The sequence below is a fragment of the Streptomyces sp. NPDC002868 genome, assembly GCF_055563295.1.
In genome coordinates this window covers 385654-406479 of record NZ_JBVHDR010000006.1, presented here as the reverse complement: position 1 = coordinate 406479, position 20826 = coordinate 385654, and the positions used below count along the sequence as shown (strand labels likewise).

Annotated in this window: 19 protein-coding genes; 7 read left to right on the top strand and 12 right to left on the bottom strand. The window is 71.3% G+C overall.

What is annotated here, in order from left to right; all coding sequences use genetic code 11:
• Genes ACZ3H8_RS21155 through ACZ3H8_RS21145 form a run of 3 tightly spaced genes read right to left on the bottom strand, consistent with a single transcriptional unit; the run spans position 1 to position 3745 of the window.
• A complete protein-coding gene (locus ACZ3H8_RS21155; protein WP_467403995.1) occupies positions 1–1698 on the bottom strand; it encodes an L-aspartate oxidase in 1698 nt (565 codons plus the stop codon).
• A complete protein-coding gene (gene panC / locus ACZ3H8_RS21150; protein WP_467403992.1) occupies positions 1695–2828 on the bottom strand; it encodes a pantoate--beta-alanine ligase in 1134 nt (377 codons plus the stop codon). The genes ACZ3H8_RS21155 and panC overlap by 4 nt, the downstream gene beginning before the upstream one ends.
• Positions 2825–3745, bottom strand: coding sequence for a Rossmann-like and DUF2520 domain-containing protein (locus tag ACZ3H8_RS21145; protein WP_467403990.1), 921 nt, complete (start codon positions 3743–3745; stop codon positions 2825–2827). The genes panC and ACZ3H8_RS21145 overlap by 4 nt, the downstream gene beginning before the upstream one ends.
• Positions 3746–3886: 141 nt before the next feature.
• Here ACZ3H8_RS21145 and ACZ3H8_RS21140 point away from each other — a divergent pair, with 141 nt between their 5' ends.
• Entirely contained in the window at positions 3887–5044 is a 1158-nt protein-coding gene (locus tag ACZ3H8_RS21140; RefSeq protein WP_467403987.1) for a threonine aldolase family protein, read from the top strand.
• A 171-nt stretch (positions 5045–5215) separates the two neighbouring features.
• On the opposite strand, the gene ACZ3H8_RS21135 is transcribed toward ACZ3H8_RS21140, so the two are convergent.
• Positions 5216–5440, bottom strand: a complete 225-nt coding sequence (locus ACZ3H8_RS21135) for a hypothetical protein (RefSeq protein ID WP_467403985.1) — start codon at positions 5438–5440, stop codon at positions 5216–5218.
• A 98-nt stretch (positions 5441–5538) separates the two neighbouring features.
• On the opposite strand from ACZ3H8_RS21135, the gene ACZ3H8_RS21130 reads away from it, so the two are divergent.
• Positions 5539–6645, top strand: coding sequence for a DUF5937 family protein (locus ACZ3H8_RS21130; RefSeq protein ID WP_467403984.1), 1107 nt, complete (start codon positions 5539–5541; stop codon positions 6643–6645).
• On the opposite strand, the gene ACZ3H8_RS21125 is transcribed toward ACZ3H8_RS21130, so the two are convergent.
• Entirely contained in the window at positions 6642–7619 is a 978-nt protein-coding gene (locus ACZ3H8_RS21125) for a quinone oxidoreductase family protein (protein WP_467403982.1), read from the bottom strand. The two genes, ACZ3H8_RS21130 and ACZ3H8_RS21125, sit on opposite strands and share 4 nt — an antisense overlap.
• Positions 7620–7721: 102 nt before the next feature.
• On the opposite strand from ACZ3H8_RS21125, the gene ACZ3H8_RS21120 reads away from it, so the two are divergent.
• Positions 7722–8066 carry an ArsR/SmtB family transcription factor gene (locus tag ACZ3H8_RS21120; RefSeq protein ID WP_467403980.1) on the top strand — a complete coding sequence of 115 codons (345 nt, stop codon included), beginning with the start codon at positions 7722–7724 and terminating at the stop codon, positions 8064–8066.
• On the opposite strand, the gene ACZ3H8_RS21115 is transcribed toward ACZ3H8_RS21120, so the two are convergent.
• Positions 8067–8738, bottom strand: coding sequence for a response regulator (locus ACZ3H8_RS21115; RefSeq protein ID WP_398992980.1), 672 nt, complete (start codon positions 8736–8738; stop codon positions 8067–8069).
• 20 nt (positions 8739–8758) lie between these two features.
• Entirely contained in the window at positions 8759–9961 is a 1203-nt protein-coding gene (locus ACZ3H8_RS21110) for a sensor histidine kinase (RefSeq protein WP_467403976.1), read from the bottom strand.
• A 99-nt stretch (positions 9962–10060) separates the two neighbouring features.
• Here ACZ3H8_RS21110 and ACZ3H8_RS21105 point away from each other — a divergent pair, with 99 nt between their 5' ends.
• Together ACZ3H8_RS21105 and ACZ3H8_RS21100 are read left to right on the top strand one after the other, a co-directional pair.
• A complete protein-coding gene (locus tag ACZ3H8_RS21105) occupies positions 10061–11059 on the top strand; it encodes an SAM-dependent methyltransferase (RefSeq protein ID WP_467404095.1) in 999 nt (332 codons plus the stop codon).
• Positions 11060–11116: 57 nt separating this feature from the next.
• Positions 11117–12259, top strand: coding sequence for an NADH-quinone oxidoreductase subunit D (locus tag ACZ3H8_RS21100; RefSeq protein ID WP_467403975.1), 1143 nt, complete (start codon positions 11117–11119; stop codon positions 12257–12259).
• 56 nt (positions 12260–12315) lie between these two features.
• On the opposite strand, the gene ACZ3H8_RS21095 is transcribed toward ACZ3H8_RS21100, so the two are convergent.
• The 4 genes from ACZ3H8_RS21095 to ACZ3H8_RS21080 form a co-directional block, all read right to left on the bottom strand.
• Entirely contained in the window at positions 12316–13326 is a 1011-nt protein-coding gene (locus ACZ3H8_RS21095; RefSeq protein ID WP_467403974.1) for a hypothetical protein, read from the bottom strand.
• An 85-nt stretch (positions 13327–13411) separates the two neighbouring features.
• On the bottom strand, positions 13412–14383 hold the full coding sequence (locus tag ACZ3H8_RS21090; RefSeq protein ID WP_467403971.1) for an ABC transporter substrate-binding protein: 972 nt from the start codon (positions 14381–14383) through the stop codon (positions 13412–13414).
• 22 nt (positions 14384–14405) lie between these two features.
• Complete coding sequence (locus tag ACZ3H8_RS21085; RefSeq protein ID WP_307661895.1) at positions 14406–15074, bottom strand: ABC transporter permease; 669 nt, start codon at positions 15072–15074, stop codon at positions 14406–14408.
• Complete coding sequence (locus ACZ3H8_RS21080) at positions 15074–15814, bottom strand: ABC transporter permease (RefSeq protein WP_467403969.1); 741 nt, start codon at positions 15812–15814, stop codon at positions 15074–15076. The genes ACZ3H8_RS21085 and ACZ3H8_RS21080 overlap by 1 nt, the downstream gene beginning before the upstream one ends.
• Before the next feature lie 132 nt (positions 15815–15946).
• Between ACZ3H8_RS21080 and ACZ3H8_RS21075 the strand changes: the two genes are divergently transcribed.
• Positions 15947–17104, top strand: a complete 1158-nt coding sequence (locus ACZ3H8_RS21075) for an ABC transporter ATP-binding protein (RefSeq protein ID WP_467403967.1) — start codon at positions 15947–15949, stop codon at positions 17102–17104.
• Between the two features lie 29 nt (positions 17105–17133).
• On the opposite strand, the gene ACZ3H8_RS21070 is transcribed toward ACZ3H8_RS21075, so the two are convergent.
• Positions 17134–18246: an alpha/beta hydrolase gene (locus ACZ3H8_RS21070; RefSeq protein WP_467403965.1), complete on the bottom strand. Its 1113-nt coding sequence runs from the start codon at positions 18244–18246 to the stop codon at positions 17134–17136.
• A gap of 147 nt (positions 18247–18393) precedes the next feature.
• On the opposite strand from ACZ3H8_RS21070, the gene ACZ3H8_RS21065 reads away from it, so the two are divergent.
• Positions 18394–20226 carry a phosphatidylglycerol lysyltransferase domain-containing protein gene (locus tag ACZ3H8_RS21065; RefSeq protein ID WP_467403964.1) on the top strand — a complete coding sequence of 611 codons (1833 nt, stop codon included), beginning with the start codon at positions 18394–18396 and terminating at the stop codon, positions 20224–20226.
• Positions 20227–20826 lie beyond the last annotated feature (600 nt).

The following is a 20826-nucleotide window of genomic DNA, read 5'->3' as shown; positions in this document are numbered from 1 at the left end:
TTACGGCTCCCTGGGGGCGTCGAGGACGGTCGGGGCGAAAGCGGTGTTCTCGGTGCGGCGGACGACGAGGCTCCGGTCGGGAGCGAGACGTACGACGAGATGGCGGCGCCAGTCGGCGTCGTCGCGCTCGGGGCGGTCCTCGCGCCAGTGGCAGCCACGGGTCTCCTCGCGCTCAAGGGCCGCGGTGGTCAGCACGCGGGCCACACACAGGAGGTTCGACGTCTCCCACGACTCGACGCCGGGCTCGGCCGACTTGCCCGAACCCTCCTGGTCATTCACGGCGTTGCGGTGGACCGCGTCCAGCGCGGCCGCCGCGTCGGCCAGGCTAGTGGCCGAGCGGAGCACACCGGCGCCCTGCGACATGATCCGCTGGATGTCGGCGCGCGCCTCGAGGGCGATGAGCGGCAGTACGGACGGGGTGGCGGGCTCGGCGGCCGCACCGGCCCGGAGCGGGGCGCGGGAGGCGATGTCCGCGGCTATGCGCTCCGCGAAGACCAGGCCCTCCAGAAGGGAGTTGGAGGCCAGCCGGTTCGCGCCGTGGACGCCCGTGCAGGCCACCTCGCCACAGGCGTAGAGCCCGGGCACGGTCGTGCGGCCGTGCAGGTCCGTGCGGACGCCGCCGGAGGCGTAGTGGGCGGCCGGGGCGACGGGGACGGGCTCGGTGACCGGGTCGATGCCGTGGGCGCGGCAGGCCGCCAGGATCGTGGGGAAGCGCTGCTCCCACATCTCGGCGCCGAAGTGGCGGGCGTCCAGATACATGTGCGCCGCGCCCTGTTCCTGCATGCGGCGCATGATGCCCTTGGCGACGATGTCGCGGGGGGCGAGCTCGGCCAGCTCGTGCTGTCCGAGCATGAAGCGGGTGCCGGATGCGTCCACGAGATGGGCGCCTTCTCCTCGTACCGCCTCGGAGACCAGCGGCTGCTGGCCCTCCGAGTCCGCGCCGAGGAAGAGCACCGTCGGGTGGAACTGCACGAATTCGAGGTCGGAGACCTCCGCTCCGGCGCGCAGCGCGAGCGCGACGCCGTCGCCGGTGGAGACGGCGGGGTTGGTGGTGGCGGAGAAGACCTGGCCCATGCCGCCGGTGGCGAGCACCACGGTGGGGGCGTGGACCGCGCCGACGCCGTCGTGCTGGCCCTCGCCCATGACATGGAGGGTGATGCCTGCCGTACGGCCTTCGGCGTCCGTCAGCAGGTCCAGGACCAGGGCGTTCTCAATGGTGCGCAGACCGGCCTCGCGGACCGCCTCGACCAGGGCGCGGGAGATCTCGGCGCCCGTCGCGTCGCCGCCCGCGTGCGCGATACGGCGGCGGTGGTGGCCGCCCTCGCGGGTGAGTTCGATCTCCCCGGCTTCGGAGGTGTCGAAGTGCGCGCCGGTGGCGATCAGCCGGCGTACGGCGTCGGGGCCCTCGGTGACCAGGGTGCGTACCGCCTCCTCGTCGCACAGGCCCGCGCCCGCGACGAGGGTGTCGTCCAGGTGCTGCTCGGGGGTGTCGCCGTCGCCGAGCGCCGCGGCGATGCCGCCCTGCGCCCAGCGCGTGGAGCCGTCGTCCAGACGGGCTTTGGTGACCACGACCGTGCTCAGCCCGGTGGCCGCGCAGCGCAGCGCGGCGGTGAGGCCTGCGACGCCGGAGCCGACCACGACGACGTCGGCGTCGATGGCCCAGCCGGGAGCGGGGGCGGTCAGCCGTATTCCGGTCACTTGGCGGCTCCGAAGGTCGGGGGGTCGAGGGTCGGGGGATGGTCGGGCGTCGGGGAGTCGGGCGTCGGCGATTCGACGAGCGGAGATTCGACAGGCTGAGATTCGAGGAGCGGCGGTTCGAAGACCGGGGGCCCGAAGGTCAGGGGGATGTTGTCGATCAGGCGCGTCGCGCCGACCTTCGCGGCCACCGCAAGGATCGCCTCGCCGGTGTGGTCGTCGGGGACCTCGGCGAAGGTGGCCGGGTCGACCAGGGCCAGATAGTCGAGGACGAGGCGCGGCACGGCCTGCGCCGCCTCGTCGAGGACGGCGCGGGCCGCGGCCCGTACGCCGTCGGCGCCGCCCGGTCCCGCCTGGGCCACCGCGTGGGCGTCGGCAGCGGCGCGCGCCTCGCCGATCGCGGAGAGCGCGGCGGCGCGGGCGTGCGTGCCGGGGGTGGCCTCGGCGCGGGCGTGCAGCGCCTGCTGGGCGGCGAGCCGGTCGTGAGCCGCGAACAGCGCGCTGGACAGGGCGAGCGCGGTGCGCCGCTCCGCCGCCGACAGGTAGCGATTGCGGCTGGACAGCGCGAGGCCGTCGCTCTCGCGGACGGTCGGCACGCCGACGATCTCGACCGGGAAGTTCAGATCGCGGACCATACGGCGGATCAGGGCGAGCTGCTGCGCGTCCTTCTGGCCGAAGAGAGCGACATCGGGGCGCGTGAGGTGGAGGAGCTTGGCGACGACGGTGAGCATGCCGTCGAAGTGGCCGGGGCGCGAAGCCCCTTCAAGGCGCTCGGCCATCGGGCCCGCGGCGATCCTGACCTGCGGCTCGCCGCCGGGGTAGACCTCGTCGGCGGACGGTGCGAACACCACGTCCGCGCCCGCCTGTTCGGCCGTCTTGAGATCGGCTTCGAGGGTACGGGGATAACGGTCCAGGTCCTCGCCCGCGCCGAACTGCAGCGGGTTGACGAAGACCGTGACCGTCACAAAGCCCTCGGGCCCGACCTCCGCGCGGGCGGCGCGGATCAGGGAGGCATGACCCTCGTGGAGCGCGCCCATGGTCATCACGACGGCGGTGCGGCCGGGGGCGGCGCGGTGGTCGAGTGCGTACTGAAGCGCCTCGCGCGTCGGTACGAGTTCGAAACTGCGGCTCATCGGGGGTCACCGTCCGCGAGGACGCCCAGCAGATCCTCCGCCATCTCCGGTTTGAGCATGCCGTGCGCGAGAGCCCGGTCGGCGGTGGTGCGGGCCATCGCCAGATAACCGGCGACCATGCCGGGGGCGTGCCTGCGCAGCTCCGCGACGTGGGCGGCGACGGTGCCGGCATCGCCGCGGGCGACGGGTCCTGTGAGGGCCGTGTCGCCGGAGCGCAGAGCGTTGTCGAGGGCCGCGCCGAGCAGCGGGCCGAGCATCCGGTCAGGGGCGGCGACCCCCGCCGTACGCAGCAGCTCCATCGCCTGCGCGACCAGCGTGACCAGGTAGTTCGCGCCGAGGGCGAGAGCCGCGTGGTAGAGCGGGCGGGCCTCCTCCTCGATCCACTCGGGCTCGCCGCCCATCTCGATGACCAGCGCCTCGGCGGCCAGCCGCAGTTCCTCGGGGGCCGTCACTCCGAACGAGCAGCCCGCCAGCCGCTGGACATCCACGCTCGTCCCCGTGAACGTCATCACCGGGTGCAGCGCGAGCGGCAGCCCGCCGGCCCGCATGGCGGGGTCCAGCACCTTCGCGCCGTACCGCCCGGAGGTGTGCACAAGCAGCTGACCGGGGCGTACCGCACCGGTCTCCACGAGTCCGTCGACCAGCGCAGGCAGCGCGTCGTCCGGGACGGTCAGCAGCACCAGTTCGGCGCGGGCGAGGACCTCTGCGGGGGTCACCAGGGGTACGTCGGGGAGCAGCACGGCCGCCCGTCGTACGGACGCGTCCGAGACGCCGGAGACGGCGACCGGCCGGTGTCCCGCCAGCTGAAGCGACGCCGCGAGGGCCGGGCCGACGCGGCCGGCTCCGACGACGCCGACGGTCAGGCGTGCGGGACGGTCCCGCGGGTCGAGCGGTTCCTGTGGTGCTGTGGCATTCACGCGGCGGGGGCCTTCCGTTCCAGTCCGCGGGGGGTACCGGACGATTTCTCGTCATGCTACGCCAGCGCCACTCGCACCCTTGCGGTTGTCCACAGGCTGTGGGCGAGGACGCGGGCAGTGGCGTGGGCGATGATCGGGGGCATGGCTGAAGCTGAAGAGGCTGAAGTGGGCGAGCAGGACGAGCGGCGGCGCAGGCTCGCCGCGTGGCGGGCCTCGCACCGGGTGCTGTGGCGGGCCTCGGCGGACCGCCGCGTCGGGGAGCGGCTGACGGCGCTTGCGGTGGACGCGGGGGCGGTCTACGACCTCGACGAGTGGACCGATGTGTACGGCAACGGGGTCGTAGCCGAACTGGAGCGGCGGGTGGCGCAGCTGCTCGGCTTCCCGGCCGCGGCGTTCTTCCCAACTGGGACGATGGCGCAGCAGGTGGCGCTGCGGTGCTGGACGGGGCGTACCGGGAACGCGACGGTCGCGCTGCATCCGATGGCGCATCCTGAGCTGCACGAGCGGGGTGCGTTCGGGGCGGTGAGCGGGCTGCGTACGGTCCACCCGACGAGCGCGCCGCGGCTGCCGACGGCCGACGAGGTACACGACTTCGACGAGCCCTTCGGGGCGCTGATGCTGGAACTGCCGCTGCGGGACGCGGGTTTCGTCCTGCCGACATGGGACGAGCTGGTGGCGGTCGTGGAGGCGGCGCGCTCACGCGATGCAGTGGTGCACTTCGACGGCGCGCGCCTGTGGGAGTGCGCCCCGCACTTCGGCCGCGCGCTGGACGAGATCGCGTCGCTGGCGGACAGCGTGTACGTGTCCTTCTACAAGTCCCTGGACGCGATTTCGGGCGCGGTGCTGGCGGGCCCGCCGGAGCTGGTCGACGAGGCCGTTGCCTGGCGCCACCGCTACGGCGGCCAGATCTTCCAGCAGTACCCCGCGGCCCTGTCGGCGCTGCTGGGCCTGGAACGGGAGCTGCCACGGCTCCCGTCGTACGTCGCCCACGCGAAGGTCGTGGCGGCGGCGCTGCGGGAGGGCTTCGCGGAGGCGGGCGTCCCGTGGTTCCGCATCCACCCGGAAGAGCCGCACACGCACCAGTTCCAGGTCTGGCTGGCGTCGGAGGCGGATGCGCTGAACGCGGCGGCGCTGGGCCAGTCGGAGGAGACGGGGGTGACGCTGTTCCGCAGGTGGTTCACGGAGGGCTGCCCGCCGGGGATCGCGGCCACGGAGGTGACGGTGGGGGCGGAGGGGCTGGAGTGGACGGGGGAGGACGTGAAGAAGGCGGTGGCGGAGTTTGTGCGGCGGGTGGGGTAGCTCCCCCACCCCGCCCCTTCCCGAGACTGGGGATGCTCCCCAGCCCCCTGGGGGGAGGGGAACGTGGGGGCTGACGCCCCCACACCCCCGAGAGCGCCGGCTTCGCGGCGCGGGGGGACCCACCGGTGCGCGGACGGGCGTGGCAAACCCCCCGCCCGCGGCCCAGGCCCCTCAGCGGCAGGCGGCCGGCCTTCGTGGGCGGCGGTGGAGCCGGCGTGTCAGCGCTTCGCGGACGCGGCCGTGGGGGCGGCAGCCCGTCACGACCGCCTGGAAGCGGCGGTAGTCGCGGATCTCCCGTACCACCTGCCAGTCGTGCAGGCCCGGCTGCGGCGGAGCCTGGCCGCCGAGCCGGGATGCGCGGTAATTGTCGAGCATGTACTGATGCATGGCGTTCATGCCTTCACGTTGCGCCCGCCCCCCACCCCCCGTCCCGCCGATTGACGAGCCCCGTCAAATGGCGCGAGCCCCGCCCCCCTTACCCGCACCATGGAGGCGTGAGCGTGACCATCGACATCGCGGGCCTGGCCCCCGAACGCATCGTCTTCGAGATATCCCCGCTCGCCGAGCTGGGCGTAGCGCTGCACGCGCTCGCCGAGCCCGGGCACCATCCCGGGCTGCACGGCTGGGCCACCGCCACCGCCGCCGGGCTCAAGCCCGACCTCGCCGACCGGCTGCACGAGGCCGACTTTCTGTGGCGGTCGACGTTCTCGGACGTCTTCATGCCGTTCGCGGGCCTCCCGATCGGCGGCGGCGGCGCACGCACCGGCACCACCCTCGCCGAAGAGCTGGACCAGCTCGACCGGCTGGACGAGAAGCGGTTCGTCTCCGCCGCGCTGGAGTTCACCTGCTCCAGTGCGTACGACATGGGAGGACCCGTCCGCCGCGAGCGCGCCCTCGAACTCGCCGCCACCCGCGGCCCCAAGCAGCTCGACTTCACCCGTCGGCTGCTGGACGACCCCGCTTCCGTACGCGCCTGGGTACGCCGTCTGTTCGAGGACTGCGACCATGCCTTCTTCGCCGACACCTGGCGCCGCGTCTCCACCCAACTCGCCGCCGACGCCCGCCACAAGAGCGAGCTGCTGCGCCACAAAGGCCTCGCCGAGGCGCTGCACGCCGTCTCGCCCGCGCTCGCGGTCGACGAGGACCGCACCCGTATCAGCGCCGACAAGCTCGCGGACGGACGTACCACCGCCGTCGACCCCGCCGTCGGCGCCGGGCTCTCGCTCGTCCCGTCCAGCTTCGGCTGGCCGCACCTGATGGTGCTGCACGCGCCTGGCTGGCGGCCGGTGATCCACTACCCGGTCGGCTCGCCCGAACTGCCGGGCCCCGCCCCCGTCGAGCTGCTGAAGCTGCGGATGGAGGCGCTGGCCCACCCCATGCGCATGCGCCTGTGCCGCAACCTCGCCCGTGCCCCGTTTACGACGAGCGAGCTGGCGGACGCGTACGGGATCACCGCGCCCGAGGTCTCTCGCCATCTCGCCGTGCTGAAGAAGGCCGGGCTGATCTCCACGCGGCGGCGCGGCCGGTACGTACTGCACCAGCTCGACGTCACCGCCGTCGCCCGGCTGGGGAGTGATTTTCTGGAGACCGTGCTGCGTTAACCCTGGACGCGGAGCAGCAGCTTGCCCGTCGTCGTACGGCTCTCGATCAGCCGGTGTGCCTCCGCCGCATCGGCGAGCGGCAGTTCGGCGGTCACGGGAAGCTCCACCTCCCCGTCGGCGACCAGCCGGAACGCTCGCTCCGACAGCGCGCGCAGCGCGTCCGGCGCCGTCGCCGCCAGCGTCAGGATCGAGAAGAAAGCCACCGACCGTGCACCGGGCCCGAGTTCGGCCGCGCCGAACTGCCAAGGCACCTCGTCGCCTGAATTGCCGAAGGACACCGCCCGGCCGAACGGCGCGAGCGAGTCCAGGCTCTGTCGCAGCTGCTCGCCGCCGATCGGGTCGAGCAGCAGGTCGACCCCGCGCCCGCCGGTGACATCTGCCAGCTGCCGCGCCCAGTCGTCGCCGACGAAGACCTGGTCGTAGCCGTGCTCGAGAGCGAAGTCGGCCTTGGCGGCGGACGACAACACTCCGTAGACCGCGCCCTTGCTCACCCGCTTCGCCAACTGGCCCACCACCGTGCCGACTCCGCCCGCCGCGCCCCGCACCAGCACGCTCTCGCCCGCACGCAGCCGCCCCACCTCATGGACCAGGGCGTGCGCGGTGGGCAGCACGGTCGGCAGCGTGGCGGCGGTGCGCAGCGCGAGCCCGGCCGGAATGGGGAAGACCGTGGCGGCGGGGGCGAGCGCGACCTCGGCATAGCCGCCCCGGGTCGTGAACGCGGCGACCTCCTGGCCGATGGTCGGCTCCGTGACGCCCGCACCGAGCGCCCGGACGCGGCCCGCGACCTCAAGTCCCGGACGCAAGGGGAGACTTGATGCCCCATAGCCGCTGCGCCTGGCCTTGATCTCCGCGAAGTTCACCCCGGCGTACGCGACATCGATCGCCACCTCGCCGGGCCCGGGTTCCGGCGCATCCGTCTCGACCAGCCGCAGCACCTCGGGGCCGCCGTACTCCGTCGCCTGGATCGCGCGCATGCCGAACTCCTCCGTCTTGAAAGCATAGGGTGTTCAATGGAGAGCGAACACTCGGAGTGTATGACCACCATCGAACACTCAGCAAGGAGGACTACGCGCGACATGAGCAGCCACCGGCCCGCGCCCGAGCACACACACCCCGCCGACGTCCCGCTCCTGACCGCGCTCGACGCCCTTGCCGACCCCGTACGCATGCAGCTCGTCCGCGAACTGGGCGTCTCCGAGGACTGGACGCGCAGCTGCGGATCCTTCGACGTGCCCGTACGGAAGGCGGCCATCAGCCACCACTTCTCGGTGCTGCGTGCCGCCGGACTCGTCGAGCAGCGCGACATAGGGCCGAAGCGGGTCAACCGGCTGCGGCGTACGGAGTTCGACGCGCGCTTCCCCGGGCTGCTGGACCTCGTCCTCCGGGAAGACCGACTGGACTTCGTCCTTCGGGAAGACTGATCAGCCGGCCCCGCCCGCCCGCACCAGTCCCGTCTCGTACGCCAGCACAACCACCTGCACCCGGTCCCGCAGCCCCAGCTTGGTGAGGATGCGGCCCACATGCGTCTTGACCGTGGCTTCCGAGAGCACCAGACGGCCCGCGATCTCGCCGTTCGACAGGCCCTGCGCGACCAGCAGCATCACCTCGCGCTCCCGCTCGGTGAGCTTCTCGACCTCCTTGTGCCGCGGCTCCTTGCCGCTGCTCGGCAGCAACGGTGCGAACCGGTCGAGCAGCCGCCGCGTCGTGGACGGCGCGACGACCGCGTCGCCGCTGTGCACCGAGCGGATCGCGCCGAGCAGTTCGCCGGGCGGCACATCCTTGAGCATGAAGCCGCTGGCGCCCGCCTTCAGCCCGGAGAAGGCGTACTCGTCCAGGTCGAAGGTGGTCAGTATCAGCACCTTCGGCGCGTCCGGCTCCGCGCAGATCCGGCGGGTCGCCTCGACGCCGTCCAGCCTCGGCATACGGACGTCCATCAGCACCACGTCCACGGCCGTGGAGCGGAGGTTCTCGATCGCCTCCGCGCCGTCGCCCGCCTCGGCGACGACCTCCATGTCCGGCTGGGCTGCGAGCACCATGCGGAATCCGGTGCGAAGCAGCACCTGATCGTCGACGAGCATCACACGGATGGACATGTCAGCAGGGTCCTCGGTCTCTAGTGGGCGGGCTTGAGGGGAAGCAGTGCGCTGATCCGGAAGCCGCCGCCGGGCCGCGGCCCGGCGTCCAGCGTTCCGCCGACCATACCGACGCGCTCGCGCATGCCGATGAGCCCGTGGCCCCGGCCGTCGGCGCCGCCGTCCTCGTACATCTCGTGTGCCGCGCCGCGCCCGTCGTCCTCCACCAGCAGGCCGAGCCCGTCGTCGAAGTAGACCAGCCGTACGCTGGCGCCGACTTCCGGACCGCCGTGCTTACGGGAGTTGGTCAGCGCCTCCTGGACGATGCGGTACGCGGTGAGCTCGACGCCGCTCGGCAGGGGCCGCGGTGTGCCCTCGATCTTGAAGTCCACGGTCAGACCCGCGCAGCGCACCTGCTCGACCAGGTCCTCGATCTGCCGCACATCGGGCTGCGGGACGTACTCACCGCTCTCCTTGGCGTCGCCGGTGCGCAGCACGCCGAGCAGCCTGCGCATCTCCGCGAGCGCCTGGCGGCCGGTGGTCGAGATGGTCTCCAGCGCCTGCTTGGCCTGGTCGGGCGCGGCGTCCATGACGTACGCGGCGCCGTCTGCCTGCACCACCATCACCGAGACGTTGTGCGCGACGACGTCGTGCAGCTCGCGGGCGATCCTGGCGCGCTCGGCCGCGACCGCGACCTTCGACTGCGCCTCGCGCTCCTTCTCCAGCCGGGTGGCGCGCTCCTCGAGCTGGGCGAAGTACGCGCGCCGGGTCCGTATCGAGTCGCCGAGCACCCAGGCGAGGGCGAAGGTCGCGCTCATGACGATCGTGAAGAAGATCTTGCCGCCGGCGCCGGAGTCCGGCATCGGCCAGCGCACCTGCGCCAACGGCGCCGCGGACAGCCCGCCGACGAGCGCCAGCCGGGACGCCCAGCGCGAGCCGTCGTGCGCGGCGACGGTGTAGATGATCACCAGCATCGCAAAGTCGGCCGGGTTGACCTCGACGTCCAGCGTGAGCTGGGCGACGCCCAGTACGGCGGCGAGGACCAGCATCCTCTCCGGCATACGGCGGCGCAGGGCCACGACCAGACTCAGCAGGAGAACGATCACAGCAGCCGCTGTCCGGGGCTCGACCCCGACGGGGGCAGCTGTGATCACCCACAGCATTGAGAACCCGAAGAGCACGACAGCCCAGAAGGTGTCGACGCCCGTCGGGTGTCTGCGGATGAAGTCATAGAGGCGCTGCACGTAACCCAGCGTAGGGAAAGCAGATAGGTGCAAGGGTCAACCGGAGGAGCGATCCGGACGGCGGAAGCGTACTCCCCAAGGTGGAGACTTGGTCGCGTGATGGATGACGTAACGGGTGAGACGTGTAAGTGGCGCGGCTGGCGGGAAGCGACCGAGGCCGCGCTGTACGGGCCCGACGGCTTCTATCTGAAGCCCGAGGGACCGGCCGGGCACTTCCGTACGTCCGTGCACGCCTCGCCCCTCTTCGCCGCGGCGGTCGCGCGTCTCCTCCTCACCGCGGCGGAAGGGGCAGATCTCGACGAGGTGGCTCTTGTCGACTTCGGCGCGGGCCGCGGGGAGCTCCTCACGGGCGTGCTGGCGGTGCTCCCGTCCGGCTTCCCGGTCCGGGCGTACGCCGTCGAACGTGCCGCCCGTCCCGCCGGCCTCGACCCCCGTATCGAGTGGACCGCCGAGCCCCCCGCAGGGGTGAGCGGCCTCCTCTTCGCCAATGAGTGGCTGGACAACGTCCCGGTTGACGTCGCCGAGGTGGATCCGGACGGGGTGGCGCGCTACGTCCTCGTACGCCCGGACGGCACGGAACGCCTCGGCTCCCCCGTCACCGGCGCGGACGCGGACTGGCTGGCCCGCTGGTGGCCGCTGACGGAGCCGGGCACGCGGGCGGAGATCGGCCGCCCGCGCGACGAGGCGTGGTCGGCGGCGGTGGAGACGCTGGAGGCCGGTCTTGCGGTCGCGGCCGACTACGCGCACGTACGGGACGCCCGGCCGCTCTTCGGCACACTGACCGGCTTCCGGGCGGGCCGCGAGGTCCCTCCCGTCCCGGACGGCAGCTGCGACATCACCTCCCATGTGGCGCTGGACGCGTGCGCGCTGCCGGGCGCGGAGCTGCTGCCCCAGCGGGATGCGCTCGCCCGCCTGGGCATCACGGGCAGGCGGCCCCCGCTGTCGCTGGCGACGTCCGACCCCGCGGCGTACGTCCGCGCGCTGGCCTCGGCGGGCGAGGCGGCGGAACTGAGAGCGCGGGGCGGCCTGGGTGATTTCGGCTGGCTGGTGCAGCGAGTGGGCGGCCCGGCGCAACGTTCAAACCCGTCCGGCGCTTGAGGACCGAGGTCTGGGGGCGGAGCCCCGGCCGTCCCCCGGCCGGGGGATACTGGCGCCATGACGGAGACCACGGTCGGCATCGGCGGCGCGGCGGAAAGCACCGACATGGTGCTCAACATCGGCCCCCAGCATCCCTCCACCCACGGCGTCCTCCGCCTCCGCCTCGTCCTCGACGGAGAGCGCATCCAGCACGCCGAGCCGGTCATCGGCTATATGCACCGCGGCGCCGAGAAGCTCTTCGAGGCGCGCGACTACCGCCAGATCGTGATGCTGGCCAACCGCCACGACTGGCTCTCCGCCTTCTCCAACGAGCTCGGCGTCGTGATGGCCGTCGAGCGGATGCTCGGCATGGAGGTCCCGGAACGCGCGGTCTGGACCCGTACGCTCCTCGCCGAGCTCAACCGCGTCCTCAACCACCTGATGTTCTTGGGGTCGTACCCCCTTGAACTGGGCGGAATCACCCCGATCTTCCACGCCTTCCGTGAACGAGAGGACCTCCAGCACGTCATGGAGGAGGTCTCCGGCGGCCGGATGCACTACATGTTCAACCGTGTCGGCGGCCTCAAGGAGGATCTCCCGGCGGGCTGGCTCGGCCGGGCCCGCGAAGCCGTCGCCGCCCTCCGCTCGCGGATGGACGTGTACGACCGGCTGGTCCTCGGCAATGAGATCTTCCGCGGCCGTACGCGCGGCGTGGGCGTCCTGTCGGCGCAGGCGGTGCACGCGTACGGAGTGAGCGGCCCCATCGCCCGCGCGTCCGGCGTCGACTTCGATCTGCGGCGCGACGAGCCGTATCTGGCGTACGGGGAGCTGCAGGACACCCTCAAGGTCGTCACGCGGGCGGAGGGCGACTGCCTGGCCCGCTTCGAGGTGCTGCTCGGCCAGACCCACAACGCGCTGGAACTGGCGGACGCGTGCCTGGACCGGATCGCCGAGCTCGCGCCGGGGCCGATCAACCAGCGGCTGCCGAAGGTGCTGAAGGCGCCCGAGGGCCACACCTACGCCTGGACCGAGAATCCGCTCGGGATCAACGGCTACTACCTGGTCTCCAAGGGCGAGAAGACCCCTTACCGGCTGAAGCTCCGCTCGGCGTCGTACAACAACATCCAGGCGCTGACGGTGCTGCTGCCGGGGACGCTGGTCGCGGACATGGTGGCGATCCTGGGCTCGCTGTTCTTCGTTGTCGGCGACATCGACAAGTAGTACTCGGACGAAGCAGCACTCGGGCCGTCAGCCGGGTCCGTCGGCCAGGTCCGTCGTCAGCTCACCGCGTCGCGCAGCTCCGCCACGTCCAGCTGCTCCGTCTCGTCGTGCGCGGTCAGGTCGATGACCTTGCCGACCGCGCGCGAGTCCGCCGTACGCTGCGCGGCCAGCTCCTCGCCCACCACGTCCGCGAGGTCCTCGTTCTGCACGGCCTCTATCTGCACGGCCTCTATCGCCTTTTGCGCACCGGGGCCGGGAGCGGCGTCCCCACCCGTGCCGAAGAAGTCGAAGCCGCCCTCGGGGCGCTTGGGCCGACGGCGCTGCGGACCGTACGGAACGATCGCTGCCGCCGCCGGGACGGGACGACGAGCGGGGACGGCGGACGACGGGCGGGTGTGCTGCTCTCCCCCGGCGACCGCCGCGTGCTTCCCCTGCGGCTCGTCCGCCTCACGGCCCCGCTCCGCCAGATCGCGGGCTCGGGCCTCCTCGACGGTACGTTTCGCCTCCTGCGCGGCGGCGTTGCGCGACAGGTCGTCCAGTGCCTTGTTGGCGCGCAGATACGTCGCCGGGGTGGGCGTGGTCCCCGCCGGGGGCAGCGCCTTGACCGGGGATGCCGCTTCCAGCGCGAGCTGGCGGCGGTCCTCGAGCACGCCGGCCCGCTCGGTCTCGGCGGTCGCGTACCGCCGCAGCAGCGCGGCGTGCTCACTGCGCAGCGCGGCCAGTTCGACCCGCTTTGCCCGCAGTTTCGCGTCGAGCTTGGCGCGCAGCTCGCGCGACTCCTCGACGTCCGTCTCGAGTTCGGCTATGCGCTCCTCGGTCTTCCACTGGTCGCTCGCGCGGGCGCGCGTGAGCTCAGCGACCCGGCGCCCGGCGGCCCGGTCCCAACTTCGCATCAGGACCGCGCCGGTCACGGCAGCGGCCGTCGCGGCAGTGACCAGCGAGCGGAGCACGACTGGCTCCGCCAGAAACCACGCGCCGGCGGCGCACAGCACCGACGCTCCGGCGACCGCCGAAGGCGGCAGCAGCCTGTGAAGGGGCGGGGAATGGCGGTGGCGTCCACGTGGCATGGCCTGAAATTTACCGTGCGTAGACGCCGAATGGGGTCTCGGCCCGGCAAATCTCTCATTGAAAGAACGCCGGGCCGCACCGCCACTACTTCTTGAGCAGGCCCTTCGACTCGAGATATGCCTTCGCCGCGTCCTCGGGCTTCGCGCGCTCGGCGTCCACCTTGCGGTTCAACTCCGCGAGATCCTCGGTGGTCAGCACCTTGGTGAGCTTGTCGAGGACGTCGGCAATCTCCTTCGATCCCGCGTCCTTCGCATTGACCACCGGCAGGACGTTGTCGGCGTTCTGAAGCTTCTTGTCGTCCTCCAGGAAGACCAGGCCGTCCAGCACCGCGTCGGTGGTCGTGGTCAGCACCAGTTGGTCGGCGCCGTCCTTGACCGCCTGCTTGGACTGCGGGGTGCCGACTCCCTTGGGGTCGATGCCCGTGACGTCAATGCCGTACGTCTTCTTCAGACCGGGCGCGCAGAACGGCCGCACCTCGCACTCGTCGCCCGCCGCGATCTTCACCTTGAGCTTCGACTTGCCAAGATCGGAAAGAGTCTTGAGGTTGTTCTTCTCGGCGAATTCCTTGCTCACCGCGAAGGCGTTCTGGTCGACGGCGGCGCCGGCCGGCAGCACCTTCAGTCCGCGCGGCTCGGCGAGCTTGGTGAGAGCGGCGACGGTGGCGTCGACGTCGCCGGACGCCACCGGCTTCTCGTCGGGCGCCTTCGGCCCGTTCACCTTCGCGTTGAGGAATTCGGCGATCGTCGCGGCGTATTCCGGTACGACGTCGATCTCGCCCTTCTCCAGGGAGGGTTCGTACAGCTCACGGTTCTTCACCGTGGTGACCGACGTCTTGTATCCGGCGTCGGCCAGGATCTGCGCGTACAGCTCGGCGAGCACCTTGGACTCAGTGAAGGACGCGGCGCCGACGACGAGCGCGCCCTTCTTGCCCGTCCCACCGCCCGGTGCCGAGCCGCCCTTCTCCTTCTCCAGGCTGTCGCCGCCGCATGCGGCGAGAGAACCCGTCAGGGCCACCACACCGAGTACCGCACCCGCGATGCGCGAGGTCTTGATCATCAGGTTCTCCGTCCAAGTGTTGTCACACGGTCTTACGAAGAGGGCTCAGCAGCCGGTCGGCCGCCACCAGCGCCCCCTCCACGAGCAGCGCGAGCAGCGCCGCGAGGAGCGCGCCCGCCACCACCTGCGGGGTGTTGTACGTGTTGAATCCCGCGGTGATGATCCGGCCCAGGCCGCCCTGGCCGACCATCGAGGCGATCGTGGCCGTGGCCACCACCTGGACGGCAGCCGACCGCAGCCCGGTCATGAGCAGCGGGTAGGCGAGGGGCAGTTCGACCCGCAGGAAGAGCTGGCCGCCCGACATCCCCATCCCCCGCGCGGCCTCCACCACCGCCCGGTCCACCTCGCGCATGCCGACATAGGCGTTGGTCAGCAGCGGCGGGACCGCGAACAGCACCAGGGCGATGATCGTCGGCACATAGCCGGCGCTGCGCAGCGGCGTGAGCATGAAGAGGGCGAGGACCGCGAAGACGGGGATCGCCCGTCCGGCGTTGGAGATATTGACCGCGAGCGCGCCGCCCCTGCCCAGATGCCCCAGCCACAGCGCGACCGGCAGGGCGATCGCGCAGGCCAGCGCGAGGGCGATCCCGCTGACGTACACATGCTCGCCAAGACGGTGCCAGGCGCCGCTCTCCCCCGACCAGTTGGAGCCGGTGGTCAGCCACGTCCACGCGTCGGCCACTACCCCCATCAGCCTGTCACCTTCACCTTCGCCGTGCGCTCCACCGACGGCTTCACGGGCGGCTTCACCGTGCGTATTCGGGTCCAGGGCGTCAGCAGCCGCTGGAGTCCGAGCAGCAGCACATCCGCCACCGCCGCGAGCAGCACACAGAGCACGGACGCGGTCAGCACCTGCGCCTTGAAGGTGGTCTGCACCCCGTCGTCGATGAGATTGCCCAGACCGCCCTTGCCGACCAGCGCGCCGACGGTCGTCAGCGCGATCGTCGAGACGGTCGCTATCCGCAGGCCCGCCATCAACGCGGGCAGCGCGAGCGGCAGTTCGACCTCCCAGAGCAGCCGCCCCGCTCCGTACCCCATGCCGCGCGCGGCTTCCCGCGCCTCGTCGGGCACCGCGTCGAGGCCCGCCATGATGTTCCGTACGAGAATGGTGAGCGAATAGAGCACCAGGCCGGTCACCACCAGCGCCGCAGAAAGGCCGAAGACCGGCAGCAGCAGCGAGAACATCGCCAGCGACGGAATTGTGTAGAGCAGGGTCGTGAGCCCCAGCACCGGGCCCGCGAACCGCGGCTCGGCGCGGGCGAGCAGCGCCAGCGGAAAGGCCACGGCAAGGCCGATCAGGACAGACACCACCGTGATCCAGACATGCTGGACAGTCGCTTCGGTCAGCTCCTGGCTGCGGGTGCGGACGTACTCCCCGCAGATCCAGTCATTGGCCGCCAGGCAGCTTTGCGCCACAAACTGCGTACTCACCCATCCCCACCTCCCCAGCAGTGCCGAACGTATGTATGCCTGGCGACCATATCTCTGAGCACTGACAATCGCCGAGGGCCGCCACATTGCAGCAACATGGCTTTCACACAACACCCGTCACAATGGGGAACCATGATCCGTTTCGAGCACGTCACCAAGCGGTACCCGGACGGGACGACAGCGGTCGACGACCTGTCGTTCGAGGTCGCCGAGGGCGAACTGGTCACGCTCGTCGGACCGTCCGGCTGCGGCAAGACCACGACCATGAAGATGGTCAACCGCCTGATCGAGCCGAGCAGCGGCCGGATATTCCTCGACGGGGCCGACATATCCGCCATCGACCCCGTCCAGCTGCGCCGCCGTATCGGCTATGTGATCCAACAGGTCGGCCTTTTCCCGCACAAAACGGTCCTGGAGAACACCGCGACCGTCCCCCATCTCCTCGGCTGGCAGCGCGGCAAGGGCCGTGAGCGCGCCGCCGAGCTCCTCGACCTGGTGGGCCTTGACCCCAAGACGTACGGCGACCGCTATCCCGAGCAGCTCTCCGGCGGCCAGCGCCAGCGCGTCGGCGTGGCCCGGGCGCTGGCGGCCGACCCGCCCGTGCTGCTGATGGACGAGCCGTTCGGCGCGGTCGACCCGGTGGTGCGCGAGCATCTGCAGAACGAGTTCCTCAGGCTCCAGTCCCAGGTCAAGAAGACCGTGCTCTTCGTCACCCACGACATCGAGGAGGCCGTCCGCCTCGGCGACCGTATCGCCGTCTACGGACAGGGGCGGATCGAGCAGTTCGACGCCCCGGCCGCGGTCCTCGGCGCCCCCGCGACGCCGTACGTCGCGGACTTCGTCGGCGCGGACCGCGGCCTCAAGCGGCTGTCCGTCACGCCCATCGAGGAGGGCGATCTGGAGCAGCCGCCCGTCGTCCATCTCGACGACCCGCTGCCCCGTGAGCTCGGCTCCCGCTGGGCCGTCGTGCTGGACAACGAGGACAATCTGCACGGCTGGATCTCCGCCGAGCAGGCGCGGCAGCCCGGCTCCGTGCGCGAACACGCCCGCCGGATGGAGGCCTGGCTGCCCGTCGGCGCCTCCCTCAAGCAGGCCTTCGCCACCATGCTCCAGCACGACGCGGGCTGGATCGCGGTGATCGACAAGGAGGAGACCGGGCGCTTCCTCGGTGTCCTCACACCGGCCCGGCTGCACGAGGCGCTGCGCCGCTCGATCGACGCGGACGCACAGGACATCCCCCGTACCGCGGTCGCACTGGAGACGATCGAAACGGTCAAGTCGGCTACGTAGTTCACGAAGCACAGTTCACGAAGCGCAGTTCACGAAGCGCTGAGCCTGCCGCTGATCCACTCCAGGGCCGGCGGGATCTCGCGCCGCCAGGTGTTGAAGTTGTGCCCGCCGCTGTCGAGCGTGATCGACGAGACGCGCGCGGGCGACTTCACCTTGTCGATGAATTGCAGGGTCGGCTTGAGGTTTCCCTCGCCCTCCTTGGAAGTGGTCACCAGGAAGGACGACTTCCCCTGCGGCAGGTGGTCAAGGCTCCACAGCAGGTTGGCCCGGTTCTTCTCCTTCTTGTTGCCGTGGAAGAGATCACCGGTGGTGGGGTCGTCGGCGGCCTTGTAGTACGCGGAGAGGCCCGCGCTCGCCGCGAACTGCTCCGGGTGGTGCAGCGCGATCTTCAGGGCGCAGTAACCGCCGGTCGAATTCCCGATGAAGCCCCAGTTCTGGGGCTTGGTCCCGACCCGGTAGGTCTCCGAGACCGCCTTCGGCAGATCCTTGGCGAAGAAGGTCTCGGTCTTCGGACCGCCCGGTATGTCCACGCATTCGGTGTCCCGCGGCGGCGCGACGGTCGGTCGCAGCATAACCAGGATCATCGGCTGCATCTTGCCGGCCTTGGCCTGCTGATACGCCGTCCTGGGGTACTTCAGCCCCTTGAGCAGATTCTCCGCGGTCCCCGGGTATCCGGTCAGCACGAGAGCAGCCGGAAATGTACTCTTCGCGTATTTCGCCTGGAAATACTCCGGCGGCAGATAGACATACCCCGGGCTGTCTATCTTCGACTTCTCACCCGCGATGACGATCTTCTGAATCTGACCGCCCGTCGCGGGCCGCGAGCCGCCCGGCACATCCAGCTTCTGCTTCTCGACGACCTTGATCCGCTTTCCGCCGGCCGAATGGTCCACGACCACGCCGAGGTCCTGCTTCTGACCGAAGAGGTCGGACCAAGAGCCGTAGAAGAGGAAGGAGTTGTTGGCCGCGAGGCCGACCGCGGCGAAGAGCGCGAGCTGAGTCACCAGCAGCAGCCCGATCCTCCCGGAGACGGCGCGCCAGCCGCGGCGGGCGAGCCGCGGCCAGAGCCAGATCGTGGCTGCGAACAGCAGCACGGCCACGAGGATGGCCAAGGCCAGAACTTTGTTACTGGTCAGACCCATGAGTCGCGTGAGCTTTCTTCCTTGAGAATTTCCTGTGAATGAGTGAACCCGCCCCCCGGAAGTCCCGTCCTAGAGAGCGCAAATCGTCCGGAGCTCACTGTTCTGCGGCTCACGGACACAGGATCTCTCGCGGAGCCACGGGAAACGATGTCTGTAACGGTAGATGAGGACAAATCAGGATTGGTTCCGGGTTGGGTACGTCGCGTGCTGCGCGGCCCCCGCCCGGAAGTGGTCCCTTCGCTGGTCGGCACGGCCTGCACACTCGTCGGCCTGATCGACATCGCCGCCGGGGTCTTTCCCCGCTTCCGGCACAGCCGCATGCACTCCCTCGCCGAGGTGCTGCCGGGGGCGACAGGGCCTTTCGCCGCGGCGCTCTCGCTCAGCGCGGGCGTACTGCTGCTGCTGCTCGCCCACGGGCTCAAGCGCCACAAGCGCCGGGCCTGGCGGGCCGCGGTGATTCTGCTGCCCGCCGGGGCCGTGGGGCAGTTCGTCTACCGGCACTCGGTCATCGGCGTACTGCTCTCGCTGGCGCTTCTGACACTGCTGGTGCGCCACAGGAGTGAGTTCGCGGCGCTGCCCGATCCACGCAGCCGGTGGAAGGCGCTCGCCAACTTCGTCCTCATGGGCGCCGGTTCGCTGGGCCTTGGACTGGTCATCGTCAGCGCTCACCCGGGCAAGGTGGTCGGCAGCCCGAGTCTGACGGACCGCCTGGAGCACGTCCTGTACGGGCTCTTCGGCTTCGAAGGCCCCGTCGACTACGCCGGCAGGGTCTCCTGGACCGTCGGCTACTCCCTCGGCGCGCTCGGCCTGCTGACCGCCGTCACCACGATCTACTTCGCCTTCCGGCCGGAGCACCCGGCCGCGCGCCTCACCGAGGACGACGAGCGCCGCCTGCGCGACCTGCTGGCCAGGCACGGCAGCCGCGACTCGCTGGGTCACTTCGCGCTCCGCCGCGACAAGGGCGTCGTCTTCTCACCCAGCGGCAAGGCGGCGGTCTGCTACCGCGTCGTCTCCGGCGTGATGCTCGCCAGCGGTGACCCGATAGGCGACGTCGAGGCGTGGCCGGGCGCGATCGAGCGCTTCATGGACGAGGCGAAGGGGCACTCCTGGACCCCGGCGGTGATGGGCTGTTCGGAGACCGGCGGCGAGGTCTGGACCCGGGAGACGGGGCTGGACGCGCTGGAACTCGGTGACGAGGCGGTGGTGGATGTCGCGGATTTCTCCCTCACCGGGCGCGCGATGCGCAACGTACGCCAGATGGTGAAGCGCATCGAGCGCAATGGCTACGAGACCCGGGTGCGGCGCGCTCGTGACATCTCCGACGAGGAGCTGGAGCAGATCCGGCTGGCCGCGGCGGACTGGCGCGGCACCGACACGGAGCGGGGCTTCTCGATGGCGCTGGGCCGGATAGGCGACCCGGCGGACGGCGACGCGGTGATCGCCACGGCGCACAAGGAGGACGCGGAGTCCCCCTACGGCGACCTGAAGGCGATCATCCACTTCGTCCCGTGGGGTACGGACGGCATGTCCCTGGAACTGATGCGGCGCGACCGCTCGGCCGACCCGGGCATGAACGAACTGCTGATCGTCGCCTCGCTGCAGGCGTCGCCGGCGCTGAAGATCGAGCGGGTCTCGCTCAACTTCGCGATGTTCCGCTCGGCACTCGCCCGCGGCGAGAAGATCGGCGCTGGGCCGGTCCTGCGGATGTGGCGCGGCCTGCTGGTGTTCCTGTCCCGGTGGTTCCAGATCGAGTCGCTGTACAAGTTCAACGCGAAGTTCCAGCCCCGCTGGGAGCCGCGCTTCGTGGTCTTCCGCAACACCCGCGACCTCCCGCGCATCGGCTTCGCCGCGATGCAGGCAGAGGGCTTCGTGAACGTCGCGCTCCCCCGCCTCTTCCCCCGCCGCCGCCCGACGCGCCAACCGCGCCCGTGCGCCCACATCACGCCGCCGCAGCCGGAACACGAGATCCGCGCGGCGTAGGAAGGGCTGCCTGGGCCGGCGGGGGCCGGGGGGTTCCTTGCCGCCCGGAGGGCACGCCTTCAACCCGGCGGCACGAAGCTGCCGCCGCAGCGGCGCGGACGGCCCGGCCTGGCTGCCCGCCACGGCCGTGCACGGCCCGACTGCCGACTGCGGCACGGTCCGGCCCGACTGCGAGCCGGGGCACCCCGCCGCCCCGGGCCGCGGGTGGCAGGCCGTGGCCCGCTTCCCGCCCGGGGGGGCACCTTCAGCCCCGCGGCGCGAAGCTGCCGCCGGAGCGGCGCGGACGGCCCGACCTGGCTGCCCGCCACGGCCGTGCACGGCCCGACTGCCGACTGCGGCACGGTCCGCCCCGGCAGTCCTGCCCGACTGCTCGCCGCGGCACAGTCGGCCCCGCCCGGCTGCCGGCCGCGGGGCGGTCCGGCCTGACGGGCTTCCCGCCCCTGTGGCCCCCGCCGTGGGGCGCGAAGCCGCCGCGCCCCACGGGGCCGGGGGTATCCCGCCGCCGGAGGGGCCCGCCCCCATCCCCGCGGCGCGAAGCTGCCGCGCCCGGCGGGCGCGTGGGGGTACCCCGTACCCCCGCATCTCATGGGCGGGCGGGTG